The 7737-nt window shown below is 71.3% G+C and carries 6 protein-coding genes; 1 reads left to right on the plus strand and 5 read right to left on the minus strand.

All coding sequences use genetic code 11. From position 1 onward, the window contains the following. Window positions 1-59 precede the first annotated feature (59 nt). A complete protein-coding gene (locus BKE38_RS28380) occupies window positions 60-1868 on the minus strand; it encodes a type VI secretion system Vgr family protein (RefSeq protein ID WP_076960499.1) in 1809 nt (602 codons plus the stop codon). Window positions 1869-2073: 205 nt separating this feature from the next. Between BKE38_RS28380 and BKE38_RS28385 the strand changes: the two genes are divergently transcribed. Next, window positions 2074-2664, plus strand: coding sequence for a hypothetical protein (locus BKE38_RS28385; RefSeq protein WP_076960500.1), 591 nt, complete (start codon window positions 2074-2076; stop codon window positions 2662-2664). Window positions 2665-2726: 62 nt separating this feature from the next. Here BKE38_RS28385 and BKE38_RS28390 read toward each other — a convergent pair whose 3' ends face one another. From BKE38_RS28390 to BKE38_RS33020, 4 genes are all read right to left on the minus strand, one after another. Further along, window positions 2727-5726 carry a caspase family protein gene (locus BKE38_RS28390; protein WP_165694312.1) on the minus strand — a complete coding sequence of 1000 codons (3000 nt, stop codon included), beginning with the start codon at window positions 5724-5726 and terminating at the stop codon, window positions 2727-2729. 71 nt (window positions 5727-5797) lie between these two features. Next, window positions 5798-6784: a YMGG-like glycine zipper-containing protein gene (locus tag BKE38_RS28395; protein WP_076960502.1), complete on the minus strand. Its 987-nt coding sequence runs from the start codon at window positions 6782-6784 to the stop codon at window positions 5798-5800. Between the two features lie 264 nt (window positions 6785-7048). After that, the gene (locus tag BKE38_RS28400; RefSeq protein WP_076960503.1) at window positions 7049-7387 is read right to left on the minus strand and encodes a hypothetical protein; all 339 of its coding nucleotides are present in this window, start codon (window positions 7385-7387) and stop codon (window positions 7049-7051) included. Continuing rightward, a partial coding sequence (locus BKE38_RS33020) for a polymorphic toxin type 50 domain-containing protein (RefSeq protein WP_076960504.1) occupies window positions 7384-7737 on the minus strand: 354 nt, incomplete at its 5' end. The genes BKE38_RS28400 and BKE38_RS33020, both read right to left, overlap by 4 nt.

Genomic DNA, 7737 nt, shown 5'->3' on the forward strand with positions numbered 1-7737 from the left:
TGCCTGCGCGGCGCCGCTGAGCTTTCCAGGGGTGGGGGGGGTCATGGCGGGGCCGGGCTTCAGTTGATGTGGACGATGCCGCCCTTGAGGATCATCGAGCCCGATGCCTCCTCCTGGATCAGCGGCGCCTCGATGCGGGCGGTGCCGCCGGCCTTGGCGGTGATCAGCGTCGCCTCCAGCGTGATGCCGGTCTGGTCGATGGTGACCTTGGAGCCGCCGACGGTCAGCGTGATCGACTGCATCGCCTCGATGGCGATCTTGCCCTGCTCGGCGGTGACGGCGATGTCGCCCTTCTCCACCGTCAGCGTCTCGTTGCCGCGCTGCAGGGTGGTGTCGCGGTTGTCGCGCACCAGGACGTTCATGTCCTTCTCCGCCTGCAGGTAGAGTTCTTCCGACCCCATCTTGTCCTCCATGCGGAGGATATTGGCATTCTCCGGCCCGCCGCCCTTCGACGAGCGCGAGGTGATCCAGCTCTGCGTCATGTTGCCCGGCAGCGCATGCGGATGCCGCGAGACGTCGTTGTAGAGGCTGCCGATGACGACGGGCTTGTCCGGGTCGCCATCCATGAAGCCGACCAGCACCTCGTCGCCGACGCGCGGCAGGAACCAGGTGCCGCCCCAGGCGCCGCCCCAGGGCTGCGCGACGCGCACCCAGCAGGAGGAGCCGTCGCTCTTCGGCCCGGCGCGGTCCCAGTGGAAATGCACCTTTACCCTTCCATGCTCGTCGCAATGGATCTCGCCACCCTGCGGGCCGGTGACGATGGCCGATTGCAGCCCGGGCATGGTCGGGCGCGGATGCGCGGCCGCCCCGCGCCAGGTGCGCTCGGCCGGGATCAGCACCAGGGAATTGCCGTAATGGCTGCTGCTGCCGCCGGCGATATGGCTGTCGTCGCGGGCGCGGTGCACCACGCTGGTCACCAGCCAGGGCACCGGCGCAGCGCCCAGCGCCGGCGCCACCTGCAGCCGCCCGCCGGCGAAGATCGCGGGCTCGCCGCCCTCGGCGCGGACCCGCTCGGCCGCGGCCTCGTCGCGCTCCATCTGCAGCCGCGCCGGATCGGCGTCGGGCCGCGCGGTCTGGTTGCCCGGCCAGTGATACATCTCGGCCTCGGCGGTCGAGGTGTTCATCACCGTGCTGGCCTGCGCCTTCAGCAGCGCGCCGGGGCGCAGCTGGTCGAAATCCACCGCCTCCGACTTGCCCGGCCGCTGCTCGACGGCGGCGGTCCAGCCCCAAACGCTGTCCGGCCCGCCATTCTCGGCGCCCGGGCGGTTGGTCACCGGCTCGCAGGGAATGGCCGGGAAATCGGCATTGGCGCCGGTGATGTGCAGCGTGTGCTCGCCCATCTCGTGGCGGAAGAAATAGCCGGCGCCGACCTCGTCCAGCAGCCGCTGGCAGAAATCCAGGTCCGTCTCGTTCCACTGCACGCAGTAGCTGCGCGGCGCGGTGGGCAGGTTGCCGAAGCGCACCGGGCTGACATGCCCCTCCTCCAGCAGCGTCTGCACGATGCGCTGCACGCTCTGGTTCTGGAAGATGCGGCAATCGGCGGTGCGGCTGAGCTGCCACATCCGCGGCACCGCGGTGATGCGGTACAGGCTGGTGCCCCGCCCATAGTCGCCGGCGCGGGAAAAGCTTTGCACCAGGCCGTGGAAATGGCGCGGTTCGCGGCCCGGCGCCTGCACGGTGCAGGTGATGCCGCGGCCGATCAGCTCGTCGGGGCGGATGTCGTCGCGTTCCGACATCGCCTCCGCCTCGATGGTGAAGAGCTGGCCGATCGCCTCGGTGACGTCGAGCGCGCGCAGCACCAGCACATCCGGCCCGAGCGGCGTCGTCATCTGCAGCAGGCGGTCTGCCTGAACGAACCCGGCCGACATCGAAGCACTCCTCCTCTGGGCGCCGCACCCTGCTTTCTGTCACGATCAGGACGGAAAAGGGAGGGGCGCACCCTCCGTTGCGAGAAAACGCTTTCTTGATCGACGCTGTCTCCGACAACAACGTGAAGCGAACCGGCCCTGTCTTGGCGGGCCGCATGGCTCTGACCTAGACACAGGCATCCCAACGGCCGCGGAGGTGCGCTCCATGCAGGCGCTGAACGAAGACGCCTTTACCCAGCCCCACTGGATGCTGCGCGCCAAGGGCTTCAACACCGAGGACTGGTACGGCCGTCCGCAGCGTGGCACCGCGGTCGAGCGCAACGGCGGCATCGAGGAGCCCAACCGCACGCGCCTCTACCAGGGCCGCACCGTCTACTACCGCTTCGCCGATGCCAACGGCTCCGACGATTCCAAGATGGGCGGCGGCTGGTGGATCGAGTACGACCAGCTGCACAAGATCATGGACGGCTGCGCGGCGACCGGCATGAACCTGTCGCAGATGGCGCGCCACTACCTGGCGGTGCCCTGGGAATGGAGCCATGCCGACGTCGTCATCACCGCAGTCTTCCAGGCGCCGATGGACGCCTATGAAGGGCGCGGGCGGCCCGTCGAGATCACCGGGCGCTACATGGGGCGCAACAGCGTCGATGCCGGCCGCGGCTATTCCGGCAACCGCAACGTCATCCAGCTCTTCATCCCGGACATGCGCAGGCACTGGCGCCAGGCGCTGACCATGGTGAAGGTGCAGGACGTGCGCGCCTTCGCCCGGATGCATCGCGACATCATCCGGGTCTAGACAGGCAAGCAAGCGGCGGGGGAAGGAATTCCCCCGCGCCCCCTTCTCTTTCTGTCAGTTGGCTACTTGCCGACCTGCGCCATCGGGAAGCTGCGCAGGTCCCGCGTCGCGGTGCGAAACACCGCATTCTGGCGATGGCGCTTCTCGGCAGCGAGCTCGGGCACGCGGCGGGACACATATTCGCCCAAGGCCAGCGCGCTGACCCGGCCTTCCTGGTCCCGCGCGGCACGACCCTGCAAGCCCTCGCGCAGTGCATAAGCGAAGACGCCGTTGCGGTCGTCATAGCTGTCCAGCGCCTCCTGCACCGAGGACGCCGCCGCCAGCAGGAAGCGGCCCGTCTCGTTGCCCAGCGCGGACAGGCTGTCCAAGGCGATCTGGCCGGCATAGCAGGTGTCGATCAGCAGAAAACCGTCACGCGCGCGGATGCGGGCCAGCGCCGCAATCAGCGCGTCGTCGTCGATCGAGCGTCGCGCCGCCTCCGCCATGCTGCGCGGCGCGCCGACATCGGCCGGCAGGAACAGGAACCGCCCGTTATCCTCGACCCGCACCCCGTGGCCCGCGACATAGAAGACAAAAGTATCCTGCGGACGGACGCGGCGGGCGGCATCGGCCAGCGCCTTCAGCACGCCTTCGCGCGAGGCCTCGGCATCCAGCAGCAGCGTGGTGTCGACGCCTTCGAACAGCCCGGCGCTGCCGGTGCGCAGCGCCTCCACCACCGTCCGCGCATCCGGCACGGCATAGCGCAGGTTGCGCGACGCATCGCCGTAATCGTTGACGCCGACGGCCAGCACGACCAGGCGCCCGGCCCCGGGCGGCGGCGCCGCCTGGCCTTCGCGCCGCAGCTCCAGCCCCGGCCCTTCCGAGAACAGCGCCCGGTCGGCGGCGTAGAGCCGCGTGGTGATGGTGTTCGGCCCCGGATCCAGCGGCACCTCCGCCTGGAAGGGCGAGCCCTCGGCGCGCGTCCCGGCATCGGCCACCATCCGCGGCGCGTCGATCCGCGCGGCGATGCGCCCGTTCAGCAGCACGTCGAGCGGCCCGAGCCCGAGGCCGCGATCCTGCGGCAGCACGCTGAAGCGCAGCGCGGTGGCCTCGGCCGGCAGCACGGCGGCCTGCCAGTCCAGCGCCGGGCAGCTGCCATCGGGCAGCACGGCGCAGATCTCGCCGGCCCGCGCCAGCGGCGTATGGCCGATGCGGGCGCGCAGCCCGGCCAGCACATCGGCCCGCGGCATCTCGCCGGCGACGCGCGCCCGCACGGCGGCCGGCGCATAGAGCGCGCGATAGGCCTGCTGGAAGCTGGCCCATTCCGGCGTCGCCGCACGGCCTTCGTTCAGATGCACCCCGACCAGCTCCTGCCCGCCCGAGGCGGCATGGTCGAACAGCCCCTCCGGCGTCCACATCACCCAGCGCAGGGAGGACGGCTGCAGGAAGAAGGCGGCGCGCTCGGCGATCTTCTGGCCCGCCAGCCCGTACCAGCGGATGGTGCCGTCGGCATGGGCGGCGACCGCCAGGCTGCCATCGCCGGCCAGCGCCAGGCCCCAGCTCGCTCCCGGCCCCGGCAGCGCGTCGAGCAAGGAACCGCGCGCATCGAACAGCCGGAGATGCGTGTCGGTGCCAAGAAGGAATCCGGAACCATCCGGCAGCACCGCGACGCTGCGGGCGAATTCGCCCTCGCCCAGCGGCAGCGGGCGGCCGTTCAGCCGCGGCTGGCTGGAATTGCGCCACTGCGTCAGCCGGATGCCGGGGCCATTGTCGGATCCGCCGGTCATCAAGGCATCCTGCGGCGCCCGGCCGAGCTGGCCGCTGGCGACGTCGAAGGCCAGCGGCGGCAGGCCGGCCCGCGCCACGAAGCGCAGCCGCATCCCGTCCTCGCTGACCGCCAGGCTGTCGCCGGTGGCGCGGAACTCGGCGGTGCCCGGCCGCGGCGGCAGCGCCAGGCGGCCATCGGGGGCGATGCGGCCCCAGCCCGGATCGGCGGCGGCGAAGGCCAGGCCACCCTGCGGCAAGGGCAGCAGCTGCGCGATGGAATCCCGCGCGGCGGCGATGTCCTGCGCCGGGCCCAGGCCGAAATCGGCCCAGCGGCGGATGACGAAGCGGCGCGGCAGCGCGACCGCGGGCGCCGCCGGCGCGATGGTCGGGCGCGGCGCTTCCGGCTGGGCGCTCGGCGGACGGATGCCGCGGCCGCCGGCGCTGGGCGCCTCGGTCTGCTTGTTCAGCGCGGCGCCGCCGGTCGTGGCGGCCTGGGTGGCGCCCTCGTTGCGGGCATAGCCGGCGGCATAGAGCTGCACGCCGCCGCGCCCGTCGCTGGCCCAGGCGACGGCCGGCAGCCCCTCGCCCTGCAAGCTGGCGACATCGGGCTGCGCCACGGTCTTCAGGTCGGGTAGCGCCAGCACCTCGATGCGCAGCCGGTCCTCGAAGCCGATGGCCAGCAGCGTGCCGTCGGGCGAAAGCGCCAGGCCGAAGGGCCGCGCATTGGGCAACACCGCACGCTCGGCGATTTTTCGCCCCCGCGGGTCGTACAAACGAACCTTCCCGTCGGCGGCGGTGCTGGCCAGGCGGCCTTGCGCGTCGAAGGCCAGCATCCGCGCCGGCCCGCCATAGGAAGAATCCTCGAAGACCGGCCGCCCGCTGCGCGCATCCCAGACGCGGATGCCGGCGCGCCCGCCCAGGGCTGCTGCCAGCCGCGTGCCGTCCGGCGAGACCGCCAGATGCTGCACTGGCGCCGGCAGCCCCGGCAGCCGCGCCGCCAGCCGACCGGTCTGAGTATCGAACACATAAATGGAAAAAAAGCCGTCCCAGGCGCGGCCGGTGCTGCCGGCGGCGAAGGCGCGGCTGCCATCGGCGGACAGCGCCACGGCATAGAGCTCGCCCTCCTCGGCCGGGCCGATGGGCGGGCGCAGCACGCCGCGCGGCGTGCCGTCCGGCAGCGACCACAGCCGAAGGGTCTTGTCGTCGCTGACGCTGGCCAGCAGGCGACCGGCGGCGTCGGTCGCCAGACGCGCGACGGGGGCGGTATGCGCCCCCGTCTCGATCCTGAGGATGGGCTGCTGCGGTGGTTCGGCCATGCCCTGGGCCGCCGCCGCCCCGAGGGGCAGCGGCAGAATCAGGAGGCAGGCCAGCAGCAGCCGGCGCCGCATCAGCCCGCGGCCAGCTCGAAGCCGCTGGCGGCGGCGGTCTTGGCCTGCGTCACGCTCTCCGAGAAGTTGTCGCGGCGGGCGATGTTGCTGGCCGCCAGCGAGCGGGCGTCGCCCGGGACGCCGGCGCGCACGACCGGCGCCGTGCCGATGGCACGGCGGTTGGCGAAGGCCTCGGTCGGCACATAGCCGCGCTGGCCCGAGGCGGTCTCGACGAGCGCGTAGTTGGCGCTGACCGGACGCACCTTCACGGCGGCGCGGGCATCGACATTGCCGATCTCCGGCGAGGCCGCGTCGGGGCGCAGGCGCAGCGGCGTCGCGCGGGAAATCTGCGCGTTGCGGAAGCTGGTGTCGCGCGAGACGTTCTTGGTGGCGCCCGGCGCCACGGTCTCGACGGCGGTGTCGAACTCGGCGCCGCGCTTGTTGACGCTCTGGCTGATCGTCTCGGCCAGGGCGATCTCGCGCTGGGTGCGCTCGCGCAGCTGCGCCATCTGCGCCTGGCCGGCGGCGCGGTCGATGCTGCCATTGGCGACGCCGGCGCGGATGGTCTGGGCCTGGCGGAAGCGGCAATCCATCAGCTGGTCAAAGGCGATCTGGGTGCGGTCCAGCTCGGCATTCTCGCGCTCCAGATCGCCGGCGATCGAGGCGGTCAGGCTGGCCTGGTCCTTGTTGCGCTGCTGCTGGGCGTAGAGATAGCCGCCCGCAGCCCCCGCCGCGGCGCCGGTCGCCGCGCCGATGGCGGCGCCGCGCCAGTTCTGCCCGATGGCGCCGCCGAGCAGCGCGCCGCCGACCGCGCCGAGCGCCGCGCCCTTCAGGATATCCTCTGCGAAGAAATTCCCCGTGCTGTCCAGGGCGACCAGCTGGCTGCGGCAGCTGTCGGTGCCGTCATCGCTGCCGATGCGGCCATCCCGGGTCAGGGGCGTGGCGCAGCCTGCGAGCAGACTGAGCGAGGTGAAGACCGCAACGACGCGCCGCGCTTGGACCGACATGGATTGGCTTTCCCTTCTGCGATAATCGGCCCGGAAAGTAGAGGCCGGTTCCGTTCATTGCCAAGATGGCGACGGCTCAGTTAGCGGTGATGTATTCAGGCCTCGCAATTTTTTGAATTTGGCTTTGCGACTGTCCAAATCTGCGATCCGGGCAAGGCGTAGCACGCCAACATTATCGTGAACGCGCGCGAACGCTCTTCATAAGGTCAAGTTTCGGCACGCCATTATTTTATTTCCGCGAAGGCCGCCCAGAAGGCGGCTAGGTCAGGCGCCGTGGGACGCTTGGAAGGCGATGGCTGGCAGCAGCCGCGGCGCGGCGCCGGCCGGCACCACCTCGAGCTCGGTCTCCAGCTCGAAATCATCGGGCATATAGGCGGCGACCTCGCTCTCCACCGCCTGGATGGCGTCAAGTGCATCCTCGGAGGGGGGCTGCGAGAAATGTGCCTTGAGGAAGGCGCGGCGGCTGCCCGGCACCACGGCGCAGGAATAGGCCATCAGCCCTTCCGGCGGATATTCCAGGGCGTGCTCGGCCGACCAGCGAAGCTCCTCCTGCCACTTGCGCCAGGCGTCGGGGGCCTCCCCGGGGGCTTCCTTGCCGCTCATTCAACCCATCCTTCAGGGCGCGCCGGGACGATATGCGCGCCATCCTTGCCGTAGTGGATCATGCCGCGCGTCGTCTCCGCCTCGCGCCCGTCGGCGTGGCGGTAAATGCCCAGCGGCTTGCCGCCGGTGTCGATGCGCTCCTTCGAGCCCGGCTCGCCGACCGGGATCTTGCCGACCTGTTGCCCCTTGCCGGCATGGGTGTCCAGCACCTCCCGGGGGTCGGCGGTGATGGTGCCGCGCTTGGCGTCGGTCTGCTGGCCCTCGATATGCCGCCCCTGCTTCGGGCTGACCGGCACCGGCTGCTTCGGCCCGGTGGTGTTCGGCGGCGGCGCGGAGGGCGGCGTCTCGGG

The organism is Teichococcus deserti, assembly GCF_001982615.1.
Taxonomy (GTDB): Bacteria; Pseudomonadota; Alphaproteobacteria; order Acetobacterales; family Acetobacteraceae; genus Pseudoroseomonas; species Pseudoroseomonas deserti.

What these genes read in the sequence shown, in the direction of transcription:
- BKE38_RS28380 (WP_076960499.1), bottom strand. Translation starts at nt 1,868, where the DNA reads ATGTCGGCCGGGTTCGTTCAGGCAGACCGCCTGCTGCAGATGACGACG.
- BKE38_RS28385 (WP_076960500.1), top strand. Translation starts at nt 2,074, where the DNA reads ATGCAGGCGCTGAACGAAGACGCCTTTACCCAGCCCCACTGGATGCTG.
- BKE38_RS28390 (WP_165694312.1), bottom strand. Translation starts at nt 5,726, where the DNA reads ATGGCCGAACCACCGCAGCAGCCCATCCTCAGGATCGAGACGGGGGCG.
- BKE38_RS28395 (WP_076960502.1), bottom strand. Translation starts at nt 6,784, where the DNA reads ATGTCGGTCCAAGCGCGGCGCGTCGTTGCGGTCTTCACCTCGCTCAGT.
- BKE38_RS28400 (WP_076960503.1), bottom strand. Translation starts at nt 7,387, where the DNA reads ATGAGCGGCAAGGAAGCCCCCGGGGAGGCCCCCGACGCCTGGCGCAAG.